This is a genomic window from Streptomyces sp. NEAU-YJ-81 (genome assembly GCF_017592595.1).
GTDB classification, from domain to species: domain Bacteria; phylum Actinomycetota; class Actinomycetes; order Streptomycetales; family Streptomycetaceae; genus Streptomyces; species Streptomyces hygroscopicus_B.
Genome location: NZ_JAGFNO010000001.1, coordinates 666,702 through 691,872 on the forward strand (window position 1 = coordinate 666,702; position 25,171 = coordinate 691,872).

Here is a 25,171-nt window from a genome sequence, read left to right on the forward strand (position 1 = left end):
GACGCGCTGACTCGAGGCTGTTGGTTACCGGTTTTTGGCGCAATTTCGCCGGTCATAGCCAGGTCGTGCACCAATTGCCCCGAGGCTTTGGCTGGCCGCGGGGGCGCTCTTGAAAGCGGCCATGGGGAGGGGATTCGGGTGAACGAGGATGAAGAGCTCATCGCGGCAGTGGAAGCACTGTTGTCGGATCCGCGTACAGATCCGGGTATCGATATCGCGACCGTTGAACAGGCTGCTCGCGCAGTAGGACTCCTCGATGAGGGCCTTCAGAATGGGCCCGGCGTCTTCCGTCTGATGGCCGAGGGAGGGCAGAGGGGCGCCGAAACTCTCTCATCGGACCGGCTGCAAGTCCTGTCCGAGATGGTGCAGAACGCTGATGACACGGGCGCTTCCCAGGTCCGATTCATTTGGCGCCCCGAGGAGTTGTTGATTGCCCATGATGGCAAGGGCGTGCGACTGGCTGACATCTTGCTGCTCGGCCTGCCGTGGCTCAGCGGCAAGAGCTCCGATGCGGAGGCGACGGGGCGATTCGGAATCGGGCTGGCTACCTTGCGCGCCTTGGCGACCACCTGGGAGGTGCACTGTCACCCCTACCACGTGCGGTTCGCCGACCTGTCGATTCGGTCTGTCGAGCCGTTGGTAGTGCCGGAGCAACTCGTGGGGCCTGAATGGACGGTCTTCCGAATCCCTCTGCCGCCCGGCGCTCTGTCCGCTTCGGAGCTCTTCGAGTGGTTCGAGACGTGGAACGACAGCTCCCTGCTCTTCCTCCGCCACGTGAGGCAGGTCGAAGCCCTGAGCGACTGTTCAAGTGAGCAGGGGGACGACGACGAGACGCCGTCGGTGATGCTTAAGCTGAGTTGGGCGGAGATCGACCGGCGAAAGCTCCGCATCGACGGTGAGGAAACGGAGGTCCGGGTCCGCGAAGCCCGGACGACCAATGGGGCACTGTGGCGGGTCTATGACGCCCACGTCGCACCGCACGGCACGAGTACACGTCGGCACAAGGCGGTGGGAGCCTCCATGCCGGTCGCCGTCGCGCTGCCGGTGCACGGACTGGAACTGGGGAGTGTGCACGCTGGGCTACCAGTGGCTGAGTTGAGAGCCCCAGCTCGAGTGCACGCCCAGTTTGACCCCGTCGTCAGCCGTGAAGGATTCGCTGCCAGCCGATGGAACGCGGACCTCGTCCCGCTCGTCGCGGACCTCTGGGCCGCTGCCGCCCTCGATGTACTGAACGAGGTCGAACCTTCGGCTTGGCACCTAGTTCTGCTGCCTTTGCCCTCCGACCCGTCATCCCCCACTCGGCTCCCGGACAGCATCCGTGCGGCGTTGGTCGACCGTTCCCGCAACTGGTTGGCCTCCCAGATCTCCCTCCCCTGCCCGGACGGGACCACGAAGCCGCTCTCGGCGCTCGCCGTTGAGGAGCCGCAGCTGTCGGGTGTGCTGGATGACGAGGACATCGCCCGGCTGGCCGGACTGCGGAGTACCTTTCCGCGACGCGCTCGCGACGGTGCTCACCAGTGGCGTGAGGTCCTGACGGACTGGCGCTCCGAGGGCACCGCAGAACTCGCCGATGAGGTGCGGGTGAGGGACGCGCTCATCTCACTCGACGACATCCAGTACGACATCGGGCAGACCATCCGTCTCGCAGCGGTTGCCATTGAGGAGGATCTTGACTTCCTGCTGCGCAATCGTCCGTGTGTCATCGACGCCGATGGCCGGCGACTGTGGCCGACGGCGCCCGGCATCGCGTTCGCTGAGCCCCAGGACGCTGAACCGCGCAGCAGCAATCCGCTGGACGCGTTGGGCATCGTCGTGAACCTCCATGCCGACTACGCGGAGAACTCGCCGTGGGCCCGACGTGTCCTCGACTGGCTGCGGAAACAGGGCTGTCTCGTACGGCGCGACGACACCGCGGCCGTACTGAGCCGAATCGTGCAGATGGGCCGCATTGGCAGTCGAATCGGCGGCGACACAGGGTGCGGAGTCGAGCAACTCGTGTCCATCCAGGCGGCCTTGGGCGAAGTGTCGAAGAAGGTGCGGGAGCGACTCGGTCCCGGGATCGGGAAGGCCCTACTCCTCGATGGATATGTGTACGACTCCGACGGCAACGAAATGCCGTGCAAGGTGCCACCCGCACATGCCTACCTCCCTCAAGTGCTGGAGAGCACCGACGGAGATCGTCTCGCCGTCGCCGCAGGAAAGACGCCCGGCATCAAGTGGGTGCAGCGCTACTACACACGCACTCTGCTGTCTCAAGGTCAGTGCGGGCTGAGCCGAACTGCCTTCCTGCGCCTTCTGGGGGTGGCGGATATACCCCGGCTCAAGGAGCTTCAGCCGGGCCGAGAAACCAAGTCGTATGAGGCCGACTCCCGCATCGGTCTCGCGCGCGACTGCTGGTTGTCCCCAGCTGCTCGCACGAGGGAGCTACGCCGATTGAGGGCGGATTACACGCTGGACGACCGCATCAGTCCGGACCTGGATGCCGTGGTACAGCACATCGTCTCCGAGCAGAACCTTCGGGAACGCAGGCGTCGTACGGCCGCTCTGTTGCATACGCTCGGCAGGCCCGGCATGGTCACCTCATCCGACCACGCGGACGTACAAGCGGCGGAGGCGAATCGCCGATGGATCGCGCGCGGTCAGACGGCGGCCCTGTGGGTTTGGCGGCTCCGGGAGACCGCCTGGCTGGAGGACACCAGCGGCAAACTGTGCACTCCGGCGCAGGTGCACTTGTCCACGCGCGACTCGCAGGCGCTCTACGGCCATGACGACCCGGGATATCTGCACCCGGCGATCCAGGAGAACACGTCCAGCCGGATCGATGTCTTGGCAGTTCTCGGGGTGAATGGAGACCCCGACGTTCCTCAGTTGATCAATAGATTGCGGGAACTTCGGAAGCGCTCCATGGCTCTCGGCTCGGTGGACGACCGTCTCAAAGCCGAGGTCTATCTCGTCTATCAGGCTCTGGCAGGGCGGCTGAGGCATGAAGTGGCGGGCACGTCTCGCAGTGAGCTGCGAAAGAGGGTTCGGGATGCCTTCAACGGCACCGACTTCGTGCTCACCGACAAGGGATGGCAGAGGGCGGCCGCCTGCTTCCGTGGCCCGACAATCCTGCGCGGCTTCCGGCCCTTCACCATCCCTGACCCTGAGTTGAACCCGCTCTGGGAAGCTCTCTGGATCGAAGAGCCGAGACCTGAGGACCTTGCTGATGTGCTGAAGGAGATTGCGCAGTCCGGCACCCAGCTCCAGGCGGACCAACAGCGCGTAATGCTGGAGGCACTGAGGTCCCTCGCCGACGCCGTCACTTCGGCTGAGGGTCCTATCTCTCCTGGCTTGCGGTCCAAGCTGCGCTGGTTGCCGCTGCGCACCACCCGAGGCTGGACGCAAGAACGGCCCGTCTACGCGGTAGACCACCCCGCCATCGTGCGTACGCTCGGCGAGCACCTACATGTTTGGCAGCCGGGCGGACATCTCCAGCAATTCACCGGCCTGTTGGGTGTCCTCAAGGTGCACAAGCTGGAGACAGCGGTTGCCTGTGTCGTTGCCCCGGACAGTGGACGTTCTGATCAGCAGCTGACCGAGGACTTTCGATGGGCCGTGACCAGCTTGCAGGACACTCTCGTTAGGGATGAGCCAGCTGCCGCTGAGGCTTTCAAGGACTGGGCCTGGCTGACGGAGCTTGAGGTACGGGTAATGCCAGGGCTGCGGATCCGCCTGAACCCAAACGAGGACGATGAGGTGATCGAGATCCGGGTCGACGCGCATGTCGATCGGGAAGCTAAGGCGCTCTTCGTCGATAGTCCCGGGGCGCTGAGAACCGCCCGGGGAGGTGGGTTGGCTGTGGCCTCCCTCTTCGCAGCGGAGCGCGCTCACGTCGGCCACCGTTGGCGTGATCTCTGGGAGGAGGACTGGCCGCAGGACGCTCCCGTCACTCCGCTCGTCCCGTCCGGCCAACAAGATCATGAGGAACGCGTGTGTTTGGCTTCGCAGCTGCAGGAGCGGGAATTGTCGCGGCCCGCAGGTCCCTCGGTGCCGACCCAGGCGAGCGGCCAGGTAAAGCCACCAAAAGGAGTCCAGTCGCCTCGCTCAATGCCTGTTCCTCCCGCGAGTCCCACACCTTCCGGCGTGGGACCCCAACCTGCCCCTCCTCCGGCTCGCAGGCTGGTTCCCTTGACCGAACTACAGGCGCGTACCCCTCAGAGCACCCGAATCGGTTCCTCGCCGCAGCAGCGCTCCGCGCCCTCCGCCAGAAGCCGGCGCGTCGCCTCGCTGCCGCAACCGCGTCAGGGCGGGGCCGCACCCAGCGAGTACTCCGGCCTGCTCGGTTACCAGGATCGGGATAAGGAGAAGACCGTCCTGGCATTGCTTGCCGGAATCCTTGACTTGAGCGGGCGGACGTTGGAAGACCAGCGAGGTGTTCAACGGCTGGGGGCAGACGCCGTCGACTCAACAGGTCATTTCTACGAGATCAAGGCTCATGGCGGGGCAGAGCCGGCCGACGTCTCACTCACTAGCGCGGAACTCACACGTGCGCTTGCAGAGGGAAGCAACTACTCGCTCGTCATCGCCTCGAACCTGGAAGAGGGCAGGGGGACCCCAATGCTGCGGATCATCACCGATCCGTTGCGCTTCTTCGAGGTCGAAACCATGGCCGACGTGAAGCTGAAGAGCGTACGTGACGCGGATGCCGACGCGGCGGTGTGGCAATGGCCGGATGGCAGCGTGTGAGAGCTGCCCCGTGATCACTGGAGGCCCGCCACCCTTGGTGCATGAACGAGCAGGCTTGGCGACGGGGTGATGGGAGCGGTTTGGGAGCCAGGACATGAAGTCGGCTCCCAAACGGCTCCCAAAATGGCCTCAGAAACCACTCAAGGGCCCGACCCGCGAAGCGGATCGGGCCCTTGACCTGGTGTTCCTTCAGTCGGGGTGGCGGGATTTGAACCCACGACCTCTTCGTCCCGAACGAAGCGCGCTGCCAAGCTGCGCTACACCCCGAAGCAACGAGCTCTACTTTAGCGGACCTGTGGCCAGAGACGAAATCCGGTTTCCGAGGTCTCGCAGGTCGGGGCGTTCCGGGCGGTTCCGGTGGGTGGGGGTGGGGTCAGGGGGTCTGGGGGGTCAGGGTGAGGAGGGTGGCTTCCGGGGGGCAGGCGAAGCGGACCGGTGTGTAGCGGTTGGTGCCGCAGCCCGCGGAGACGTGGAGGTACGAGGTGTGGCCGCCGGCCTGGTGCTGGGAGAGGCCCTTGACCCGGCGGGTGTCGAGGTCGCAGTTGGTCACCAGGGCGCCGTAGAAGGGGATGCAGAGCTGGCCGCCGTGGGTGTGTCCGGCGAGGACCAGGGGATAGCGGTCGGCCGTGAAGGCGTCGAGGACGCGCAGATACGGGGCGTGGACCACGGCGAGGGAGAGGTCGGCGCCCGTCTCGGGGCCGCCGGCCACCTCGGCGTAGCGGTCGCGCTTGATGTGGGGGTCGTCGAGGCCGGTGAGGGCGATCTCGATGTCCTCCAGCTTCAGTCGGCCGCGCGTGTTCGACAGCCCGACCCAGCCGGCCGCGTCGAAGGCGTCACGGAGCTCCGTCCACGGGTTGTGGATGGCGCCGACGGCCGGGGCGTTGCCGTTCAGCCCGTGCCGGCCGCTGGCCTTCTCGAGCAGATAGCGGGCGGGATTGCGCATCTTCGGTCCGTAGTAGTCGTTCGAGCCGAAGACATAGGCGCCGGGGAACTCCATCAGCGGGCCCAGCGCGTCCAGGACCTCCGGCACGCCCTCCGGGTCCGAGAGGTTGTCGCCCGTGTTCACCACGAAGTCGGGGCGCAGCCCGGCGAGGGACTGGAGCCAGCGCTGCTTCTTGCGCTGTCCGCTCACCATGTGGATGTCGGAGATCTGCAGGACGCGCAGGGGCCGCATCCCCTGCGGGAGCACCGGAACGGTGATCCGCCGGAGCCTGAAGGACCGGACTTCGAAGCCGGCGGCGTAGGCGAGGCCGGCCGCGCCGACCGCCGTGATTCCCAGGGGTACTCCGTATCGCGCGCGCATGTTGTCCATGGTCGCAGAACGCGGCCGGGGGAGAAATCTTCGGGTGATTCCCGGCCAGTGCTGGCAGACTCGACGCCATGACCACCACGCTCAAGTCCAGGCTGAAGGACGATCTCACCGCGGCGATCAGGGCGCGCGACGAGCTGCGTTCCTCGACTCTCCGGCTCACCATCAGCGCGATCACGAAGGAAGAGGTCGCGGGCGAGAGGGCCCGTGAGCTGTCCGACGCCGAGGTGGAGAAGATCGTCGCGCGGGAGTCCAAGAAGCGCCGCGAGGCGGCCGAGGCGTTCGAGAAGGGTGGACGCGCGGAGCAGGCCGAGCGGGAGCGGGCGGAGGGCGAGGTGCTCGCCGAGTATCTGCCGAAGCCTCTTACGGACGACGAGCTGGACGCCCTGGTGGCCGAGGCGGTGCGGGAGGCCGCGGCGGGCGGTGCGGAGGGGCAGCGGGCCATGGGCGCCGTGATGAAGATCGTGAACCCGAAGATCGCCGGGCGGGCGGAGGGCGGCCGGGTCGCCGCCGCGGTGAAGCGGCAGCTCGCGGGCGGGTAGCCAGCGGGCGGATCCCCCGCGGGCGGGTAGCTCTCGCTCGGAAGCTGGGCGCCCCTCGCGTTGCGTTAGGTGGCGTGTGCTGTGCGTTCCACCGTGGCCCACGCGCTGTGTGCGTTGCGTTGCGCTTGCTTGCTCTGTGTCGTCAGGCTGTTGCCATGGCAACCGTAAGGATCGCAGCGTCGCCATCCCGCCCACACACGAAGGGGGCCGGACATCTCTGTCCGGCCCCCTTCGGCGCTTCATCGCGAGGCTTCGCTACCGCGGCCAGTTCCAGCCGCCGTCTTCATTGCCGTTGCCGCGGTTGCCGCCATTCCCATTGCCGCCGCCGATCAGGTCCGGGGGCAGGGAGATGTCCGGCCACGGGTTGTCCTCGCCGCCGTTGCCACCGCCGTCGTCGTCGTTGCCACGGTCCGGCTTGTGGTCGCGGTCGTCCGGCTTCTTGCCGTCGTGGGGCTTGCGCTGGTTCGGGTCGTTGATCGGGACCTTCACGAAGTTCGGCGCCGGCTTGCCGTCCAGGGCGCCGCTCATCGCGTCCTTCCAGATCGGGCCGGGGGTGTCCGCGCCGTAGACCTTGTCGTGGGGGACGCCGCCGATGGTGATGTTCTCCATCTTGACGCCCTTGGTGCCCGGGCCGCCGACCCACACCGCACCGGCCATGTTCGGGGTGTAGCCCACGAACCACGCGGCCCTGCGCTCGTCCGTCGTACCCGTCTTACCGGCGCTCGCACGGCTCTGGAGGCCGGCCTGCTTGCCGGTGCCGTCCTCGACGACCCCGCGCAGCAGCGTGTTGATGGTGTCCGCGGTCTTCGCCGACATCGCGCGGGAGCACTTCGACTGCGGGACCTTGAGCTCCTTGTGGTCCGGGCCGGTGATCGACTCGATGAAGACCGGGGAGCAGTAGACACCGCGGTTGGCGAAGGTCGCGTAGGCGTTGGCCATCGTCAGCGGCGAGAAGCCCTCGGAGCCGAGGGTGAGGGAGGGCACCTGGTTGTGCTCCTTGCCGTCGGCGCGCTTCACCCCCATCTTGTCGGCCATCTGCGTCACCGGGCAGACCCCGATGTCGCTGATCAGCTGGACGAAGTAGGTGTTGACCGACTTGGCGGTCGCGTCCCTCATTCCGTACGGGCCGACTTCCTTCTCGTTCTCGTTCTCGACGGTCGCGCCCTCGTCGTTGGTCCAGGTGCCCTTGCAGGTGGTGACCGGGCTCGGATACGGCATCTTGTACGGCGAGGAGTAGCGCTGGTACGGCTTCTTGCCCTGCTCGATCGCGGCCGCCGCGGTGATCGGCTTGAACGTGGAACCGACCTGGAAGCCGTAGTTCGAGCCGCCCATGGACTTGTCCGCGGACAGGTTGATCTGGGTCTCGTTCTCACCGAAGCCGTACGGCCTGGACTGGCCCATCCCCAGCACCTTGCCGGTGCCCGGCTCGACGAGCGTCACGGCGGTGGCCACCGGGTCGGACTGGTAGACATGCGCCTTGATCGACTTCTGGACCGACTTCTGGGCCTTCGGGTCGAGCGTCGTACGGATCGTCAGGCCGCCCTGGGTCCAGCGCTTGGCGCGCGCCTCCGCCGTCTTGCCGAAGGCCGGGTCGTTGAGCAGAGTCTCGCGGACGTAGTCACAGAAGAACCCGGCGCCCTGGACGGCCGTGATGCAGCCACTCCTGGGCATGCTGACCTTCAGGCCGAGCGGCTTCTTCTGTGCCGCGGCGGCCTGCGCCGGAGTGATGTCCTTCACCTGGGCCATCCGCTGCAGAACGGTGTCGCGGCGCTCCTTGGCGGACTTCGGGGCGCTGACCGGGTCGTAGCGGCTGGGCGACTGGACGAGACCGGCCAGCAGTGCCGCCTGCTCCAGCTTCAGGTCCTTGGCGGGCTTGCTGAAGTAGCGCTGGGCCGCGGCCTCGATGCCGTACGCCTGCTGCCCGAAGAAGGTGATGTTCAGGTAGTTCTCGAGGATCCGCTTCTTGCCCAGTTCCTTCTCGACCTTGATCGCGTACTTCAGTTCCTTGATCTTGCGGCCTATGGACTGCCGGGTGGCCTGGGCGACCTTCTCCTTGTCGTCGCCCGCCTCCTCGACGAACACGTTCTTCACATACTGCTGGGTCAGCGTGGAGGCGCCCTGGGAGACCCCGCCGTCCTGCGCGTTGGTGTTGACCGCGCGCAGCACGCCCTTGAGGTCGACCGCCCCGTGCTCGTAGAAGCGGGCGTCCTCGATCGCGACGATCGCCTGCCGCATATACGGGGAGATGTCGTTCAGCTTCACGATCGTCCGGTCGCGGGAGTAGACCTTCGCGATCTCCCCGCCCTTGGCGTCCAGGATCGTCGTCCGCTGGCTGAGCGGCGGTGTCTTGAGATTGGCCGGAATTCCGTCGAACTCCTCGACCGTTCCCTTGGCCGCGAGGCCGAGCGCCCCGACGGCGGGAAGCGCGAGGCCGGCCATCACGGCACCGGCCAGCGCGCTGACGCCGAGGAACTTGGCGGCCTGTTGAGCGGAGGACAGCCCGCCGCTCGAGCGCGTGTTTCCCATAGGGGGCAGCCTACGTCTCGAATCGCCGGACAGGGGACCGGGTGTTCGCATACGCTGTTTCACGCCAGTCACAGGTGAGTGGCTGAGCCACACTCCCACCCTCACTCAAGTGAGTGATGAGACCTGCCCGGATTGCGGCCCCTGTCCCGAGCTGCCCGTTGTTCGGCGGGTGAACTGCCCACATTTGCACTAGTAATCGCAAATGTCGTCAGCTCACTCCGTTGGGTGATCTGCCGCGTACCCATAGTCCGTTCGGACCATCCAAGATTGGGCCTGCAGGGGGTGTTGCGCCTTGTCTCGCTTCCGTAACGTCCTCAACTGGCGACGGTGAATATGCCGTTTGTCGCCGTGGGGGAGCTCCGATTCGGGAGAGGACGGCGCCAGCATGGGCTGGGTAACCGACTGGAGTGCGCAGGCCGCCTGCCGCACTACTGATCCAGATGAACTGTTCGTCCAGGGCGCGGCACAGAACAGGGCCAAAGCGGTCTGCACCGGATGCCCGGTGCGCACCGAGTGCCTTGCGGATGCCTTGGACAACCGCGTGGAGTTCGGCGTGTGGGGAGGGATGACCGAGCGCGAGCGGCGAGCACTGCTGCGCCGCCGACCGACGGTGACCTCCTGGCGCAGGCTCCTGGAGACCGCGCGCGTCGAGTACGAGCGCAGCGCGGGGATTCTGCCCTTCGACGACGAGGACTATGAGCGCTTCGCCGCGGTCGGATAGGCCGGACGGCGGTGCGCCGGCGGTCGGCTGACGGCCTGCCGGTGTGAGCGTCTCGCCTCACCATCACCTCACCCACCTCTCGTCATCGGCACGAGTGGGGGTGCGAGTACGGCGCGCCTCGTCAGGGGCGGGTACGGGTACGCGCACGCCTCCGAGCACGACCGCGGCCAGGGCCGCGGTCGGCGTGGGGGGGGCGAGTGACATGGGTGACGCTGGCTAACGGGTCGGTGCGGGCCGGGGGTTGGTCTGCGGCTGGTCTTTGATCGGGCTGCGATTGATCTGCCGCCGCCTGCGCCACTGGTGACTCTCTGCGCCGCCGGTGACTGTGGCCTGCCGTGTGCCGTACGCCGGCCCGTGCGCCATGCGCCGCTTGCTGGGCAGCCATGTCCACCAAGGCGCGCTATGCGCGCCCGCGCGACTGCTTACCTCGGCTTGCCTCGGCGCTGCCTGCCTCGGTGAGTCTGTCTGCCTCGGTGATGGTCACCCATGTCGGCACGACGGCCGACGCCGCCGTCCGTCACGGTCCATCATCGCTGTCCGCTATGCGTGCTGCCTGTCGTGCGTCTCCTTCGTGCGCGCGGCCGACCGCCGCGCGGGCACCGACTCAGCCCGCGCGTTTGGTCCGTTCCACTGGGACCGCGAGGCGATCGCCGATCACCCGCAGCCCTGCCAAGTCGTGTACGTCGCCAGGGAGTGCGGCCACTTGGGCCACCGGAACCTCGGGGTGGAGAGCCGTGAAGCGGTCGTGTGTGCGCTGCTCGCGTCCGAGCACCTGCATACGCTCCGCGTGCAGCCGAAGCAGTCCCGCGGCGAGCCGCTCCGCCGACGTGTCCGCCGACGTGGGGGAGACGTCGGGGTCCGCTGCCGAGGGGTTCCGCGCTTGAGCATTCCCTGAGGGGGGATCGACAAATCCGCCGGCGGCAAGATTTTCTGCCCCGGCATCGTTCTTGGCCGGATCGCTTCCCTCCGCCGCGTTCGCGGGCGCATCGTCCGGATCCGCCGGATCCGCGGGGTCGCCCGTCAGGGAAAGGATCTCCGCGGCGGCCAACGCCCGTTCCGCCGAAAGCTGTTCGGCCCCGCTGCCGTGCACCCGGTTCAGCACCAGACCGGCCAGCGGCATCTGGTCCGCGGCCAGGCGTTCGACGAAGTACGCGGCCTCCCGCAGGGCGTCCCGCTCGGGCGCGGCCACCACCAGGAAGGCCGTACCGGGAGCCTGCAGTAGCCGGTAGGTGGCCTCCGCGCGAGTACGGAATCCGCCGAACATGGTGTCCATCGCGGCAGCAAACGTCTGAACGTCGCGCATCAGCTGCCCGCCGAGCACCTTGCTGACCGTGCCCGTCATCATCGACACGCCCACGTTCAGGAACTTCATCCCGGCCTTGCCGCCCACCTTCGCCGGCGCCATCAGCACCTTGATGAACTTCCCGTCCAGGAAGGAGCCGAGACGTTTCGGCGCGTCCAGGAAGTCCAGCGCGGACCGGCTGGGCGGGGTGTCGACGATGATCAGATCCCATTCGTCGCGGGCCCGGAGCTGGCCGAGCTTCTCCATGGCCATGTACTCCTGCGTGCCCGCGAAACCGGCCGAGAGCGACTGGTAGAAGGGGTTCGCGAGGATGGCCCGGGCGCGCTCGGGATCGGCGTGGGCCTCGACGAACTCGTCGAACGTCCGCTTCATGTCCAGCATCATGGCGTGCAGTTCGCCGCCGTTCCCGTCGCCGATGCCCTCCACCCGGCGCGGGATGTTGTCGAGCGCGTCGATGCCCATGGACTGGGCAAGTCGGCGGGCCGGGTCGATGGTGAGGACGACGACCTTACGGCCGCGCTCGGCGGCCCGCACGCCCAGGGCGGCGGCGGTGGTGGTCTTGCCGACGCCGCCGGAGCCGCAGCACACCACGATGCGGGTCTGCGGATCGTCCAGCAGGACGTCCATGTCCAGCCGGGGTGCCACGTCCATGCCCATGCCGCCTCCTGCGTACGACTCGTTGTCCGTGGCGCCCTTACGGCGGGCGCCGCTCACGCCGGCCACTGCTTGCGCAGATCCACCGCGAGCCGGTAGAGCCCCGCCAGGTCGATGCCGTCCGTGAGCAGCTCCAACTCGTGCAGCGGCAGCCCCAGGCCGGTCAGCTCGGCGCGCTGCGCCCGCTCCAGCGCCACCCGCTCGGCGTGCTCCCGCGCCTGCTCCAGCAGCGGGTCGACCAGCCGCTCGGCCATGCCGCCGCGGCGCGCACCGCCCAGGCCCGCCTGGGAGAGCGCCTTGGCGACGGCCGCGCGCCGCCCGTTGGCGACGGCCTCGACGGCCTCGTGGTCGAGGACCGCGGGCCGCACCATGTTGATGATGACCCCGCCCGTCGGGAGTCCGTCCGCGCGCAGCTCGGAGATGCCGTCCGCGGTCTCCTGGACCGGCATCTCCTCCAGCAGGGTCACCATGTGGACCGCCGTCTGGGGCGACTTCAGGACGCGCATCACGGCCTGTGCCTGGTTGTGTATCGGGCCGGTCCGGGCCAGCCCCGCCACTTCGTCGTTGACGTTCAGGAAGCGGGTGATGCGGCCGGTGGGCGGCGCGTCCATGACCACGGAGTCGTAGACGAAGCGGCCGTCCTTGCCCTTACGGCGCACCGCCTCGCACGCCTTGCCGGTCAGCAGGACGTCCCGCAGCCCCGGGGCGATGGTGGTCGCGAAGTCGATCGCGCCGAGCTTCTTGAGGGCGCGTCCGGCCGAGCCCAGCTTGTAGAACATATGGAGGTAGTCCAGAAGTGCGAACTCCGGGTCGATCGCCAGAGCGTGCACCTCCCCGCCGCCCGGCGCGGTGGCGATCTTCCGCTCCTCGTAGGGCAGCGGCTCCGTTTCGAAGAGTTGCGCGATGCCCTGACGGCCTTCGACCTCGACCAGCAGGGTGCGCCTGCCCTCGGCCGCGAGGGCCAGCGCGAGTGCGGCGGCGACCGTGGTCTTGCCGGTTCCGCCCTTACCGCTGACGACATGGAGCCTGCTCACACTGGGGAGCCTAACCAGTCGCCCCTCGCCCTACGCACCAGGGCCCGGCGGAGAGGCATTACAGTCGGCCCCATGACCAAGTGGGAATATGCGACCGTACCGCTGCTCGTACACGCCACGAAGCAGATTCTGGACACCTGGGGCGAGGACGGCTGGGAGCTGGTCCAGGTCGTCCCCGGGCCGAACCCTGAGCAGCTGGTGGCCTACCTGAAGCGGGAGAAGGGCTGATGGCCGGCGACACGGTCGAGGGCAGGCTCGCCGGGCTCGGCCTGACGCTGCCCGAGGTCGCGGCGCCCCTGGCCTCCTATGTGCCCGCGCTGCGCACCGGTCCGTACGTCTACACCTCGGGCCAGCTGCCGCTGGTCGAGGGGAAGCTGGGCGTGACCGGCAAGGTCGGCGCGGAGGTGACCCCGGAGGAGGCCAAGGAGCTGGCGCGCACCTGTGCGCTGAACGCGCTGGCCGCCGTGAAGTCGGTCGTCGGTGACCTCGACCGCGTCGTGCGTGTCGTGAAGGTCGTTGGTTTCGTCGCCTCGGCATCGGACTTCACCGGCCAGCCGGGTGTCGTCAACGGTGCGAGCGAGCTGCTGGGCGAGGCTCTGGGCGACGCGGGCGTGCACGCGCGCAGCGCGGTGGGCGTGGCGGTGCTGCCGCTGGACGCGCCGGTCGAGGTAGAGATCCAGGTCGAGGTCGCCGACTAGCGAGCGTCGAGGTCGCGGACTGACGGGCCTCGAAGTCGCGGACTGGGGAGCCGGACCCGTGGGCGGGCCGTGCCGGTGGGCCGGTGGGCGCGTACCGGTGTGACCGCCGGCACGCGGGCCGGCCCCGGCGTGGCGCCGCCGGTGCCACTCGAACATCAGCCCGTAAGCGCATAGCATCCGGCCATGTCCACTACGAATGGCCAGTGGTATCCACCCGAGTGGCCAGAGCGGATCCGCCTCTTGTCGGCGGGCGAGCTCACACCGGTGACACCGCGCCGGGCCGCCACCGTGCTGCTGCTGCGGGACGGACCGGACGGAACGGACGGGCAGGACACACCACAGGACGCACAGGACGCCCGGAACGGGGACGGGGAGCACTCACCGGACGAGCTCGACGCACCGGAGAGGTTCGACACGGTGCCGGAGCCCGCGGAGGCCCCGGAAGGCCCTGAAACGTCCCCAGAGGGCCTGCGGAACGGGGCGGGAGCGGCCGACGGACTCGCCGTCTACATGCTGCGCAGACGCGCCTCCATGGCCTTCGCCGGAGGCGCGTACGCCTATCCGGGCGGTTCCGTGGACCCGCGCGACGAGCGGATGGTCACCTGGGCCGGCCCCTCGCGGGCGCAGTGGGCGCGGCGGCTGGGCCTGGACCCGAGCGAGGCGACGCAGGCTCAGGCCATCGTGTGCGCGGCGGTCCGCGAGACCTTCGAGGAGGCGGGGGTCCTGCTGGCGGGCCCGACGCCGCACACCGTGGTCGCGGACACGACGGGGGACGACTGGGAGGCGGACCGCGCGGCGCTGGTCGCCCGGGATCTGTCGTTCGCGGAGTTCCTGGACCGCCGGGGGCTAGTGCTCCGCTCGGATCTGCTGGGCTGCTGGGCGCGCTGGATCACCCCGGAGTTCGAACCGCGCCGCTACGACACCTGGTTCTTCGTGGCTGCGCTGCCGCGGGGGCAGCGCACCCGTAATGCCTCCACGGAGGCGGACCGCACCGTCTGGATCCGCCCGGGCGACGCGGCCGACGGCTACGACCGGGGCGAACTGCTGATGATGCCGCCCACGATCGCGACGCTGCGCCAGCTCGCGGCCCACGGCTCGGTCGCCGACGTACTGGCCGCGGCGGCGGACCGGGATCTGACGCCGGTCCTGGCCCAGGCGCGGGTGGAAAACGGGGAACTGGTGTTGAGCTGGCCGGGTCATGATGAGTTCACCAAGCACATCCCGGGAGCCACGGGGGGACCCTCCGCATGACGTACGCATCCGCTCTGCCCGGCCAGCCGCGTGGCGGCACCATCGGCGGCCCGGCCACCGACCGGGCCTTCTGCGTCCTGGCGCCGAACGCCTCGCCCATGACGCTGGACGGCACCAACACCTGGATCGTCGCCGAGCCCGACTCCGACCTCGCCGTCGTCATCGACCCCGGGCCGCTCGACGACGCGCACCTCAAGGACGTCATCGCGACCGCCGAGCGGGCGGGCAGACGGGTCGCACTGACCCTGCTCACCCATGGCCACCCGGACCACGCGGAGGGCGCGGCGCGCTTCGCCGAGCTGACGCGGACGTCCGTAAGGGCCCTGGATCCGGCGCTGCGGCTGGGGGACGAGGGGCTGGGGCTGGGGGACGTCATAACCACCGGCGGTCTGGAGCTACGGGTGGTGCCCACGCCCGGCCACACCGCCGACTCGCTGTCCTTCCACCTTCCGGCCGATGGCGCGGTCCTTACGGGCGACACGGTGCTCGGGCGGGGCACGACCGTCGTCGCGCATCCGGACGGGCGGCTCGGCGACTATCTGGACTCGCTGCGGCGGCTGCGCTCGCTGACGGTGGACGACGGGGTGGACACCGTCCTGCCGGGCCACGGGCCGGTGCTGAACGACGCCCGGGGCGTCGTGGAGTACTACCTCGCGCATCGCGCCAACCGGCTCGCGCAGGTGGAGACGGCCGTCGAGGACGGCCACCGGACGCCCTCGGAGGTCGTGGCGCATGTGTACGCGGACGTGGACCGGTCCCTGTGGCCGGCGGCGGAGCTGTCGGTACGGGCCCAGCTGGACTATCTGCGCGAGCACGGGCTGATCTGAGGCCGGTCTTCCTGGAGCTTGGGGGGCTGCGTCCGGTGGGTCCGCGGCCGCTGGCTCCACAGCCTGTGGTCCGCCCGCTCAGGAGTCCGCCCGCTCAGGAGCGTCGTAAGGGCCCCGCCGGAATCCCGGCGGGGCCCTTACGTTCCGTTTTCGCGTATCCGTTCCGTCCGGCGGTTCCGTCCGGCGTCAGCGGGAGCGCTTGGCCAGCCGCTCGACGTCCAGCAGGATCACCGCGCGCGCCTCCAGCCGCAGCCAGCCGCGGCCCGCGAAGTCGGCGAGCGCCTTGTTGACGGTCTCGCGGGAGGCGCCGACCAGCTGGGCCAGCTCCTCCTGGGTCAGGTCGTGTACGACGTGGATGCCCTCCTCCGACTGCACGCCGAAGCGGCGCGACAGGTCCAGCAGGGCCCTGGCGACCCGACCGGGGACGTCGGAGAAGACCAGGTCGGACATCTGGTCGTTGGTCTTGCGCAGGCGCCGGGCGACCGCGCGCAGCAGCGCGGAGGCGACCTCGGGCCGGGCGTTCAGCCACGGCTGCAGATCGCCGTGGCCGAGGCCGAGCAGCTTGACCTCGGTAAGGGCGGTGGCGGTGGCGGTACGCGGGCCGGGGTCGAAAAGCGACAGTTCGCCGATCAGCTCGCCGGGACCGAGCACGGCGAGCATGTTCTCGCGGCCGTCGGGAGAGGTGCGGTGGAGCTTCACCTTGCCCTCGGTGACCACGTACAGGCGATCGCCGGGGTCCCCTTCGTGGAAGAGCGCGTCACCCCGCGCGAGGGTGACCTCTCCCATGGAGGCGCGCAGCTCAGCGGCCTGCTCGTCATCGAGCGCCGCGAAGAGCGGGGCGCGCCGCAGAACGTCGTCCACGAGTCTCTCCTTGTCGACATGCACAGGGGACCGACGTCCCCATGATGCCGGACGGTAAAACAGTGCGATCAATCACAAGTTTGACGCACTGGCCTGCCGAGCTGTGCGGCAGGGGTCCGATTGGGGACCTCTTCGCGGTGGCCGGGGCGGATGTCAGTGGGTGGGCTTAGGCTGGCCGGGTGTCCAATACGCCGGTGAGAGCACAGGGCAAGGGGGCCGGACGGGTGACCGCACCTCGTAATTCCGCTGTGGGCGAACAAGAGTCCGCCGAGTCGGCAGAAGCCGCGAAGCCGCATAAATCGGTCAAGGGCTCGAAGGGCGCCCGCCCCGAGTCCCGGCTCGCCCTCGTCCGCCGTGCCCGGCGCATCAATCGCGAGCTCGCCGACGTGTATCCGTACGCCCATCCCGAGCTGGACTTCGAGAGCCCCTTCCAGCTGCTGGTGGCCACGGTCCTGTCCGCCCAGACCACCGATCTGCGGGTCAACCAGACCACCCCCGCGCTCTTCGCCGCCTATCCGGCGCCCGAGGACATGGCGGCGGCCGACCCGGAGGCCCTGGAGCAGCTGATCCGGCCGACCGGCTTCTTCCGCGCCAAGGCCAAATCGCTGCTGGGCCTGTCCGCCGCCCTCCGCGACCGCTTCGGCGGCGAGGTCCCGGGCCGGCTCGAGGATCTGGTCACCCTGCCCGGTGTCGGCCGTAAGACGGCCAATGTGGTGCTCGGCAATGCCTTCGGGGTGCCGGGCCTGACCGTGGACACCCACTTCGGGCGGCTGGTGCGGCGCTGGAAGTGGACCTCCCAGGAGGACCCCGAGAAGGTCGAGGCGGAGATCGCCGCGCTCTTCCCCAAGAGCGAGTGGACGATGCTCTCGCACCGCATCATCTTCCACGGCCGCCGCGTCTGCCACGCCCGCAAGCCCGCGTGCGGCGCCTGTCCGATCGCCCCGCTCTGCCCGGCGTACGGGGAGGGTGAAACCGACCCGGACAAGGCGAAGAAGCTGCTGAAGTACGAGATGGGCGGCCAGCCGGGCCAGCGTCTGCGCCCGCCGTCCGACTACCCCGGCCGTCCCGCCGCCCCCCTGGGAGCCGCCGAGTGACGAGCACGTACGGCGGGGACGTGGAGGTCAGCGCCCATGGGTTGCCCGAGTGGCTGCTGCCGGTGGCGCGGCTGGCCGAGACGATCGAGCCACGTCAGCTGAGCCGCTTCCTGCCGCCCCCGCAGGGCGGCGGTCGCCCCTCCGCCGTGCTGGTGCTCTTCGGCGAGGGCGCCGACGGCCCGGAGCTGCTCCTCATGGAGCGCTCCGGCTCGCTGCGCTCGCACGCCGGCCAGCCCTCCTTCCCCGGCGGCGCCCTCGACCCGGAGGACGGGGATCCGGACGAGGAGGGCCCGCTGCGCGCGGCGCTGCGCGAGGCTGAGGAGGAGACGGGGCTCGACCCCTCGGGGGTGCAGGTCTTCGCGGTGCTGCCGCGGCTCTACATCCCGGTGAGCGGTTTCGTCGTCACGCCGGTGCTCGGCTGGTGGCGCCGGCCCAGCCCGGTCGGGGCCGTGGACCCGGCCGAGACCGCCCGGGTGTTCACGGTTCCCGTGGCGGATCTCACGGACCCGGCGAACCGGGCCACGACCGTCCACCCCAGCGGCCACCGGGGGCCCGCTTTCCTGGTGGGATCCGCTCTGGTCTGGGGCTTCACCGCCGGAGTGATCGATCGCATCCTGCATTTCGCGGGGTGGGAGCGACCGTGGGACCGCGCCAAGCACGTCTCACTCGACTGGCGCGCGTGAGACGGTGTTCCGGTGAATGTGCTGGACATCCTGCTGCTGCTCGCCGCCGTATGGTTCGCGGTCGTCGGTTACCGCCAGGGCTTCGTCGTCGGTGTGCTGTCGGTGACGGGGTTCATCGGGGGTGGGCTGATCGCGGTCTATCTGCTGCCGCTCATATGGGACGGCACGACCGACAAGACATCCCCCGGCACCGTCGGTGCCGTGGTGGCGATCGTCCTGGTGATCGTGTGTGCCTCGGTCGGCCAGGCCGCCACCACTCACCTGGGGAACAAGCTGCGGCGGTACATCACCTGGTCACCGGCGCGCGCCCTGGACGCGACCGGCGGCGCGCTGGTGAACGTCCTGGCCATGCTGCTGGTGGCCTGGCTGATCGGCTCCCTGGTGGCCCAGACCTCGCTCCCCACCCTGGGCAGGGAGGTCCGTGATTCCAAGGTGCTGCTCGGGGTCTCCCGCGTCGTTCCGGACGAGGCGAACACGTGGTTCACCGACTTCTCGTCCGTGCTCGCGCAGAACGGCTTCCCGCAGGTCTTCTCGCCCTTCGCCAACGAGCCGATCACCTCGGTGCCGCAGCCCGATCCTGCGCTCGCCCAGTCCCCGGTGGCCACGCGGGCGCAGGAGAGCATCGTCAAGGTCGTCGGCACCGCCGCCAGCTGCGGCAAGGTCCTCGAGGGCAGCGGCTTCGTCTTCGCACCGAACCGGGTCATGACCAACGCCCATGTCGTCGGCGGCGTCAGCGACCCGACCGTACAGATAGGCGGCGAGGGCCGGCTGTACGACGCCAAGGTCGTGCTCTACGACTGGAAGCGCGATATCGCGGTCCTCGATGTGCCCTCGCTGCAGGCCCCGGCGCTCCAGTTCGCCCAGGACGACGCGCGCTCCGGAGATGGCGCGATCGTCGCCGGCTTCCCGGAGAACGGCGCCTTCGATGTGCGCGCCGCCCGGGTCCGCGGCCGTATCGAGGCCAACGGCCCCGACATCTACCGCCGCTCCACCGTGCAGCGCGATGTGTACTCGCTGTACGCGACGGTGCGGCAGGGCAACTCCGGCGGTCCGCTGCTCACCCCGCAGGGGCGGGTGTACGGCGTGGTCTTCGCCAAGTCCCTCGACGATGCGAACACCGGGTACGCGCTGACGGCGGACGAGGTGAGCCAGGACATCGAGAAGGGGCGTACGGCCGACCAACCGGTGGACAGCCAGGGGTGTGCCCTCTAGCGCGGTGTCCGAGGGATATGCCCTCCGGAGCGGACGCGCCCGGCGGAGTGTGGCCCTCCAGAGCGGAGAGGCCCTCCAAAGCGGATCCGGTGGTGCCGAGCGTGCTACCAGGGGTTTCCGGTGTCGCCGGGGTCCCGGGCCGCGCCGGAGGTACTGCTAGCGGCTGCGTGGATGGCGCAACCGCGCCGAGACCCACCGGGCCCGGCGGCGGATGATGCGGGGAATCCCGAGGTTCGGGTCATGGCCTTGGGTAGGCCCGGAGCCGCCCCGCTCGGAAACACTCAGCGCGGCATTGGCAGTAGCGGCGGCCTGGGGGCCGCGGCTGTTTGGTGCGTCACGGTAGTCGTGAGTCCAGCCCATACCTCGGTGTCTGCCCCTGACCCAAGGTCCGTAATCGCCGGTGGCTGCGGCAATTGGCCTATGCTCCAGGCAATTGGCTGTTCGAGAAACAGATGTTCGCTCGCCCGTCGTGACGCGGTCGGAATGCGCACGGCCGACGCCGCTCAGCGGTCGGGTTCGGGGTCCTTCAGCCAGTTGATCAGCTCGGAGGTGAAGGCCCCGGGGTCCTCCTCGTGCGGGAAGTGGCCGAGCCCGTCGAAGAGCCGCCAGCGGTAGGGGGCCTCGACATACTCCCCGGAGCCCGCCGCGCTGCGGGTCCGCATCACCGGGTCGAGTGACCCGTGCAGATGCAGGGTCGGGACCTGTACCGGCCGCTTCATTCGCCGGTTGAACTGGAAACCGTCCGGCCGTGCCAGCGACCGCACCATCCAGCGGTACGGCTCGATCGAGCAGTGCGCGGTCGAGGGGATGCGCATCGCCCGCCGGTAGACCTCCACGGCCTCGTCCTCGGGCAGTCGCGGCCCGGACCACTCCCGGATCAGCCGCCCCACGGCCGCCGCGTCGTCCGCGACCAGCTGGCGCTCGGGCAGCCAGGGCCGCTGGAAGCCCCACACATGGGCGCTGGCCGCGCTCTGCTTGACGTCCGCCAGCATCGCCGAGCGCCAGCGGCGGGGATGCGGCATCGAGGCCACCGCGAGCCGCCGCACCAGCTTCGGCCGCATCACCGCGGCCGTCCACGCCAGGTATCCGCCCAGGTCATGGCCGACGAGCGCGGCGTCCGGCTCACCCAGCGAGCGGATCACACCGGTGATGTCGAGGGCGAGGTTGGCCGGGTCGTACCCCCGGGGCGTACGGTCGCTGCCGCCCACCCCGCGCAGATCCATCGCGACCGCGCGGTAGCCGGCGTCGGCGAGCGCGGGCAGCTGGTGCCGCCAGGTCCACCAGAACTGCGGAAAGCCGTGCAGCAGCAGCACCAGCGGGCCGTCACCCAGCTCGGCGATGTGGAAGCGCGCGCCGTTGGCCGCGACATCCCGGTGGGTCCAGGGGCCGTCGAGCCGTACGACCGACGCGGAGGTATCAGGGACGGTCATGCCGACGAGCGTGTCATATCCCGCACGGAGCGACCGCCATTGCTCTCGGCACGCGGATGCGGCTTGACGCTCCCCAGCACGGCGGCGCTCTCCTTGGACGAGGCGATCGACCGCTTCGGCGCCTTGACCTTCTTGAACTTCAACAGCGCCAGCAGCCCCAGGATCCCGGCGAACAGCCAGTAGATACCGCCCACGATCAGAAAGCACCAGGCGAGGCCGAGGCCGGTCCAGGCACGCATGCCATAGGCGAGGGCGAAGCTCAGCACCGGCAGCGAGAACAGCAGCAGCACCCCGGCCGCCATCCCCGCGCCGCTGCCGACCGCGGCTTTCTTGGCCCCGACCCGGAGCTCGGCCTTGGCCAGCGCGATCTCGTCGTGCATCAGCGCCGACAGCTCGGTGGTCGCCGTCGCCACCAGCTGGCCGAGGCTGCGGTTGCCGCCGTCGTCGGCTGCGCTCATCGCCATCTCCCTCTGCTCTTGTGCGTCTTCGCTCGTGCTGCGCCGTCCGCGCTTGGTACGTCGTCGCTTGGTACGTCGTCTGTGCTTGCTACGTCTTCTGCGCATTTCTGCGGGCGTCAAGCCTCTCAGATCATGCCGGACCATCGTCGCCGGAGTCGTTCGCGGCGGCCACTTCGGCAAGCCGCCGGTGCTCGGCGGCCTTTGCCTCGTGAATGGCGGCCATCCGCAGGTGGTATTGGGGGGTGTCCAGCTCATAGACGTCCGGAATGCCGTCCATGTCCTCGTCCCGCTCCTCCTCCTGACACAGCCGCTGGTAGGTGGTGTTGCGCAGCTTGAGGAGGATGCCGGCGAACAGGGCGGCGCTCAGCGAGCCGATGAGGACCGCCGCCTTGATTTCCCCGGCGAGCGTGGGGTCGGCGGGGAAGGCGAGTTCGCCGATGAGGAGGGAGACGGTGAAGCCGATTCCGGCGAGGGCGGCCACGGCGAAGACATCGGCCCAGGCCAGATCCTCGTTCAGCTCGGCCCTGGTGAAGCGGGCGGCGCACCAGGAGCCGCCGAAGACGCCGACGGCCTTGCCCACGACGAGGCCGAGGACGACGCCGAGGGTCTCCGGGCGGGTGAAGACATCCGCCACGGCGCCGCCGGAGAGCGGCACCCCGGCCGCGAACAGGGCGAACAGCGGGACCGCCACGCCCGCCGACACAGGGCGCAGCCGGTGCTCGACGCGCTCGGCGGGGGAGCGCTCCTCGCCCTCCCGTACGGTGCAGCGCAGCATCAGGCCCATCGCGACGCCGGCGATGGTGGCATGCACACCGCTGGCATGCATCAGCGCCCAGACCACCACGGCGAGCGGGAGATGGATCCAGGCCGTCCGGACGCCCTTGCGGTGCAGCAGCCAGACGAGGACGAGCGCGGCGACGGACAGGCCCAGGGCGATGAAGTTGATGTGCTGGGTGAAGAAGATCGCGATGATCAGGATGGCGCCGAGGTCGTCGACGACCGCGAGGGTGAGCAGGAAGGCGCGCAGCGCGGCGGGCAGGGCGGTGCCGAGCACGGCGAGGACGGCGAGCGCGAAGGCGATATCGGTGGCGGTCGGCACGGCCCAGCCCTTGAGGCCGCCGTCGCCGCTCGCGCTGACGGCGACATAGACGAGCGCGGGTACAGCCATGCCGCAGACGGCGGCGATCACGGGCAGCGCGGCCGCCTTGGGGTCGCGCAGCTCGCCCGCGACCAGCTCGCGCTTGAGCTCGATACCGGCGACGAAGAAGAAGATCGTGAGCAGGCCGTCGGTGGCCCAGGAGGCGACCGAGAGGTGCAGATGCAGCCCCCGGGGGCCGAAGGAGAAGTCCTTGATGTCGCCGTAGACGCCGCTGAGCGGGGTGTTGGCGAGGATCAGCGCCACGATGGCGGCCACGAGGAGGATCACACCGCCGACGGTCTCGGTGCGCAGCGCGTCGGTGACGAACGTCCGCTCGGGCAGCGACAGGCGTCCGAGGAACTTGCGGTTGGTGGGCGCGGCCACAGGCGGGCCTCCTGGGTGGGTCGGTGGTGCGGATACACGTGTGGCGTATGCCGACCAGACTTCCCGGCGCTCCCGCCCCTCATCTTGTCGTAATTTTTATGCGACAGCCACCTGCGGCAATCACGGCGAGGGGCGCCCCCGCCTGGCGGGAGCGCCCCTCGCTCATGTGGTGCTCATGCTGCGCTTGTGTTGCCGATGTGGTGCCTGTGGTGCCTGTGGCGCTTTTGGTGTGCCGACCTTGGGGCGGGTCGGATCAGTCCTCGCTGGGTGCCGAGGGCAGCTTGCTCTGGATCAGCTCCATGACGGAGGAGTCGGTGAGCGTGGTGACATCGCCCAGCGCGCGGTTCTCGGCGACATCGCGCAGCAGACGGCGCATGATCTTGCCGGAGCGGGTCTTGGGCAGCTCGGCCACCGGCAGGATCCGCTTGGGCTTGGCGATCGGGCCGAGCTGCTTGGCGACATGCGCCCGCAACTCCTCGACCAGGCCATCATCCTCGGCCGCGCCGCCGCGCAGGATGACGAACGCGCAGATGGCCTGGGTGGTCTGCGGGTCGGTGGCGCCGACGACCGCTGCCTCGGCGACCTTGGGGTGCGAGACGAGCGCCGATTCGACCTCGGTCGTCGAGATGTTGTGGCCGGACACCAGCATCACATCGTCGACCCGGCCGAGCAGCCAGATGTCGCCGTCGTCGTCCTTCTTGGCGCCGTCGCCCGCGAAGTAGCGCTTGTCGAAGCGGGACCAGTAGGTGTCCAGGTAGCGCTGGTCATCGCCCCAGATGGTGCGGAGCATGGACGGCCAGGGCTCGGTGAGCACCAGATAGCCGCCATGGCCGTTCGACACCTCATTGGCCTCGTCGTCCACGACGGTGGCGGCGATGCCCGGGAGCGGGACCTGGGCCGAACCGGGCTTGGTCGCGGTGACGCCCGGCAGCGGGCTGATCATGATTCCGCCGGTCTCGGTCTGCCACCAGGTGTCGACGACGGGCGTGGTGTCCGCGCCGATGTGCTTGCGGTACCAGATCCACGCCTCGGGGTTGATGGGCTCGCCGACGGAGCCGAGGATGCGCAGCGAGGAGAGGTCGAACTTGGCCGGGATGTCGTCGCCCCACTTCATGCAGGCGCGGATCGCGGTCGGGGCGGTGTACAGGAGGGTGACCCCGTACTTCTGGACGATCTCCCACCAGCGGCCCTGGTGCGGGGTGTCCGGGGTGCCCTCGTAGAGCACCTCGGTGGCGCCGTTGGAGAGCGGGCCGTAGACGATGTAGGAGTGGCCGGTGACCCAGCCGACGTCCGCGGTGCACCAGAAGACGTCGGTCTCCGGCTTGAGGTCGAAGACGGCGTGGTGGGTGTAGGAGACCTGGGTGAGGTAGCCGCCGGAGGTGTGCAGGATGCCCTTGGGCTTTCCGGTCGTGCCCGAGGTGTAGAGGATGAACAGCGGGTGCTCGGCGTCGAATGCCTCGGGGGTGTGCTGCTCCGGCTGGCGCGCCACGATCTCGTGCCACCAGACGTCGCGGCCCTCGTGCCAGTCCACCTCCTGGCCGGTGCGGCGGACGACCAGCACACTGCGCACGTTCTCGGTGCCGGGCCGGGTGAGCGCCTCGTCGACGGCGGGCTTGAGCGCGGAAGCCTTGCCGCGTCGGTAGCCGCCGTCCGAGGTGATGATGACGCGGGCGTCGGCGTCCTGGATACGGGTGGCGAGAGCGTCGGCCGAGAAGCCGCCGAAGACCACCGAATGCGGAGCGCCGATACGGGCGCAGGCCAGCATCGCGACCACGGTCTCCGGGATCATCGGCAGGTAGATGGCGACCCGGTCGCCCGTCTGGACCCCCAACTCGGTCAGTGCGTGGGCCGCTTGCGAGACCTCCCGCTGCAGCTCGGCATAGGTGAGAGAGCGGGTGTCGCCGGGCTCGCCCTCGAAGTGGAGCGCCACCCGGTCGCCCAGACCGTTCTCGACATGCCGGTCGACGCAGTTGTACGCCACATTGAGCTTGCCGTCGGCGAACCACTTCGCGAACGGCGGGTTCGACCAGTCGAGTGTCTCGGTCGGCGCGGTCGCCCATGACAGCCGACGGGCCTGCTCGGCCCAGAAGCCCAGGCGGTCCGCCTTCGCCCGCTCGTACGCCTCGGCCGTGACATTGGCGTTCGCGGTCAGCTCGGCGGGCGGCGCGAAGCGACGCTCCTCCCGAAGAAGGTTGGCCAGGCTCTCGTTACTCACGACATCTCCCATTCCCAGGGTGTCCGTTGTGTCCCAGGCCATAGCTCATCAGCCAACGGCACACCCTGACAAGGGCTGTCGCCGAAAATTGGTTTAGACCTGT

At 69.3% G+C, this 25,171-nt stretch carries 20 protein-coding genes and 1 tRNA gene; 10 read left to right on the top strand and 11 right to left on the bottom strand.

What is annotated here, in order from left to right:
* Positions 1 to 138: 138 nt before the first annotated feature.
* Positions 139 to 4,728 (top strand): ATP-binding protein, encoded by a 4,590-nt coding sequence (locus J5X86_RS03025; protein ID WP_208515237.1) that lies wholly within the window; start codon positions 139 to 141, stop codon positions 4,726 to 4,728.
* Between the two features lie 193 nt (positions 4,729 to 4,921).
* Here J5X86_RS03025 and J5X86_RS03030 read toward each other — a convergent pair.
* Positions 4,922 to 4,995, bottom strand: a tRNA-Pro gene (locus J5X86_RS03030).
* Between the two features lie 106 nt (positions 4,996 to 5,101).
* Positions 5,102 to 6,031, bottom strand: a complete 930-nt coding sequence (locus tag J5X86_RS03035) for a metallophosphoesterase (protein ID WP_205587739.1) — start codon at positions 6,029 to 6,031, stop codon at positions 5,102 to 5,104.
* 77 nt (positions 6,032 to 6,108) lie between these two features.
* Between J5X86_RS03035 and J5X86_RS03040 the strand changes: the two genes are divergently transcribed.
* The gene (locus J5X86_RS03040) at positions 6,109 to 6,579 is read left to right on the top strand and encodes a GatB/YqeY domain-containing protein (RefSeq protein WP_119989770.1); all 471 of its coding nucleotides are present in this window, start codon (positions 6,109 to 6,111) and stop codon (positions 6,577 to 6,579) included.
* 255 nt (positions 6,580 to 6,834) lie between these two features.
* Here the strand turns inward: J5X86_RS03040 and J5X86_RS03045 are convergent, their stop codons facing one another.
* Positions 6,835 to 9,105 (bottom strand): transglycosylase domain-containing protein, encoded by a 2,271-nt coding sequence (locus tag J5X86_RS03045; protein WP_208515238.1) that lies wholly within the window; start codon positions 9,103 to 9,105, stop codon positions 6,835 to 6,837.
* Between the two features lie 385 nt (positions 9,106 to 9,490).
* Between J5X86_RS03045 and J5X86_RS03050 the strand changes: the two genes are divergently transcribed.
* Positions 9,491 to 9,826: a WhiB family transcriptional regulator gene (locus tag J5X86_RS03050; protein WP_014061756.1), complete on the top strand. Its 336-nt coding sequence runs from the start codon at positions 9,491 to 9,493 to the stop codon at positions 9,824 to 9,826.
* A 604-nt stretch (positions 9,827 to 10,430) separates the two neighbouring features.
* Here J5X86_RS03050 and J5X86_RS03055 read toward each other — a convergent pair.
* Together J5X86_RS03055 and J5X86_RS03060 are read right to left on the bottom strand one after the other, a co-directional pair.
* Positions 10,431 to 11,786: an ArsA family ATPase gene (locus J5X86_RS03055; RefSeq protein WP_208515650.1), complete on the bottom strand. Its 1,356-nt coding sequence runs from the start codon at positions 11,784 to 11,786 to the stop codon at positions 10,431 to 10,433.
* Between the two features lie 53 nt (positions 11,787 to 11,839).
* On the bottom strand, positions 11,840 to 12,817 hold the full coding sequence (locus tag J5X86_RS03060; protein WP_208515239.1) for an ArsA-related P-loop ATPase: 978 nt from the start codon (positions 12,815 to 12,817) through the stop codon (positions 11,840 to 11,842).
* Between the two features lie 72 nt (positions 12,818 to 12,889).
* Here J5X86_RS03060 and J5X86_RS03065 point away from each other — a divergent pair, with 72 nt between their 5' ends.
* From J5X86_RS03065 to J5X86_RS03080, 4 genes are all read left to right on the top strand, one after another.
* The gene (locus J5X86_RS03065; RefSeq protein WP_020870215.1) at positions 12,890 to 13,045 is read left to right on the top strand and encodes a DUF4177 domain-containing protein; all 156 of its coding nucleotides are present in this window, start codon (positions 12,890 to 12,892) and stop codon (positions 13,043 to 13,045) included.
* A complete protein-coding gene (locus tag J5X86_RS03070) occupies positions 13,045 to 13,515 on the top strand; it encodes a RidA family protein (protein WP_208515240.1) in 471 nt (156 codons plus the stop codon). The genes J5X86_RS03065 and J5X86_RS03070 overlap by 1 nt, the downstream gene beginning before the upstream one ends.
* A gap of 183 nt (positions 13,516 to 13,698) precedes the next feature.
* Complete coding sequence (locus J5X86_RS03075; RefSeq protein WP_208515241.1) at positions 13,699 to 14,766, top strand: NUDIX hydrolase; 1,068 nt, start codon at positions 13,699 to 13,701, stop codon at positions 14,764 to 14,766.
* Positions 14,763 to 15,593, top strand: coding sequence for an MBL fold metallo-hydrolase (locus J5X86_RS03080; RefSeq protein WP_208515242.1), 831 nt, complete (start codon positions 14,763 to 14,765; stop codon positions 15,591 to 15,593). Before J5X86_RS03075 ends, J5X86_RS03080 begins: the two co-directional genes overlap by 4 nt.
* A 186-nt stretch (positions 15,594 to 15,779) precedes the next feature.
* On the opposite strand, the gene J5X86_RS03085 is transcribed toward J5X86_RS03080, so the two are convergent.
* Positions 15,780 to 16,454 (bottom strand): Crp/Fnr family transcriptional regulator, encoded by a 675-nt coding sequence (locus J5X86_RS03085; RefSeq protein WP_014061749.1) that lies wholly within the window; start codon positions 16,452 to 16,454, stop codon positions 15,780 to 15,782.
* 248 nt (positions 16,455 to 16,702) lie between these two features.
* Here J5X86_RS03085 and nth point away from each other — a divergent pair, with 248 nt between their 5' ends.
* From nth to J5X86_RS03100, 3 genes are read left to right on the top strand one after another with little or no spacing between them, the layout of a single operon-like run.
* Entirely contained in the window at positions 16,703 to 17,548 is an 846-nt protein-coding gene (gene nth, locus J5X86_RS03090) for an endonuclease III (RefSeq protein ID WP_374229215.1), read from the top strand.
* Positions 17,545 to 18,231, top strand: coding sequence for a CoA pyrophosphatase (locus J5X86_RS03095; RefSeq protein ID WP_014061747.1), 687 nt, complete (start codon positions 17,545 to 17,547; stop codon positions 18,229 to 18,231). The genes nth and J5X86_RS03095 overlap by 4 nt, the downstream gene beginning before the upstream one ends.
* A 12-nt stretch (positions 18,232 to 18,243) precedes the next feature.
* Positions 18,244 to 19,443 (top strand): MarP family serine protease, encoded by a 1,200-nt coding sequence (locus J5X86_RS03100; protein WP_208515244.1) that lies wholly within the window; start codon positions 18,244 to 18,246, stop codon positions 19,441 to 19,443.
* Between the two features lie 156 nt (positions 19,444 to 19,599).
* On the opposite strand, the gene J5X86_RS50370 is transcribed toward J5X86_RS03100, so the two are convergent.
* The 5 genes from J5X86_RS50370 to acs form a co-directional block, all read right to left on the bottom strand.
* Positions 19,600 to 19,803: a hypothetical protein gene (locus J5X86_RS50370; RefSeq protein WP_078642266.1), complete on the bottom strand. Its 204-nt coding sequence runs from the start codon at positions 19,801 to 19,803 to the stop codon at positions 19,600 to 19,602.
* 143 nt (positions 19,804 to 19,946) lie between these two features.
* Positions 19,947 to 20,873 (bottom strand): alpha/beta fold hydrolase, encoded by a 927-nt coding sequence (locus tag J5X86_RS03105; protein WP_208515245.1) that lies wholly within the window; start codon positions 20,871 to 20,873, stop codon positions 19,947 to 19,949.
* Positions 20,870 to 21,331: a phage holin family protein gene (locus J5X86_RS03110; RefSeq protein WP_059142389.1), complete on the bottom strand. Its 462-nt coding sequence runs from the start codon at positions 21,329 to 21,331 to the stop codon at positions 20,870 to 20,872. Before J5X86_RS03110 ends, J5X86_RS03105 begins: the two co-directional genes overlap by 4 nt.
* 130 nt (positions 21,332 to 21,461) lie before the next feature.
* Complete coding sequence (nhaA, locus tag J5X86_RS03115; RefSeq protein ID WP_208515246.1) at positions 21,462 to 22,853, bottom strand: Na+/H+ antiporter NhaA; 1,392 nt, start codon at positions 22,851 to 22,853, stop codon at positions 21,462 to 21,464.
* 253 nt (positions 22,854 to 23,106) lie between these two features.
* A complete protein-coding gene (gene acs, locus J5X86_RS03120; protein ID WP_208515247.1) occupies positions 23,107 to 25,068 on the bottom strand; it encodes an acetate--CoA ligase in 1,962 nt (653 codons plus the stop codon).
* Positions 25,069 to 25,171 lie beyond the last annotated feature (103 nt).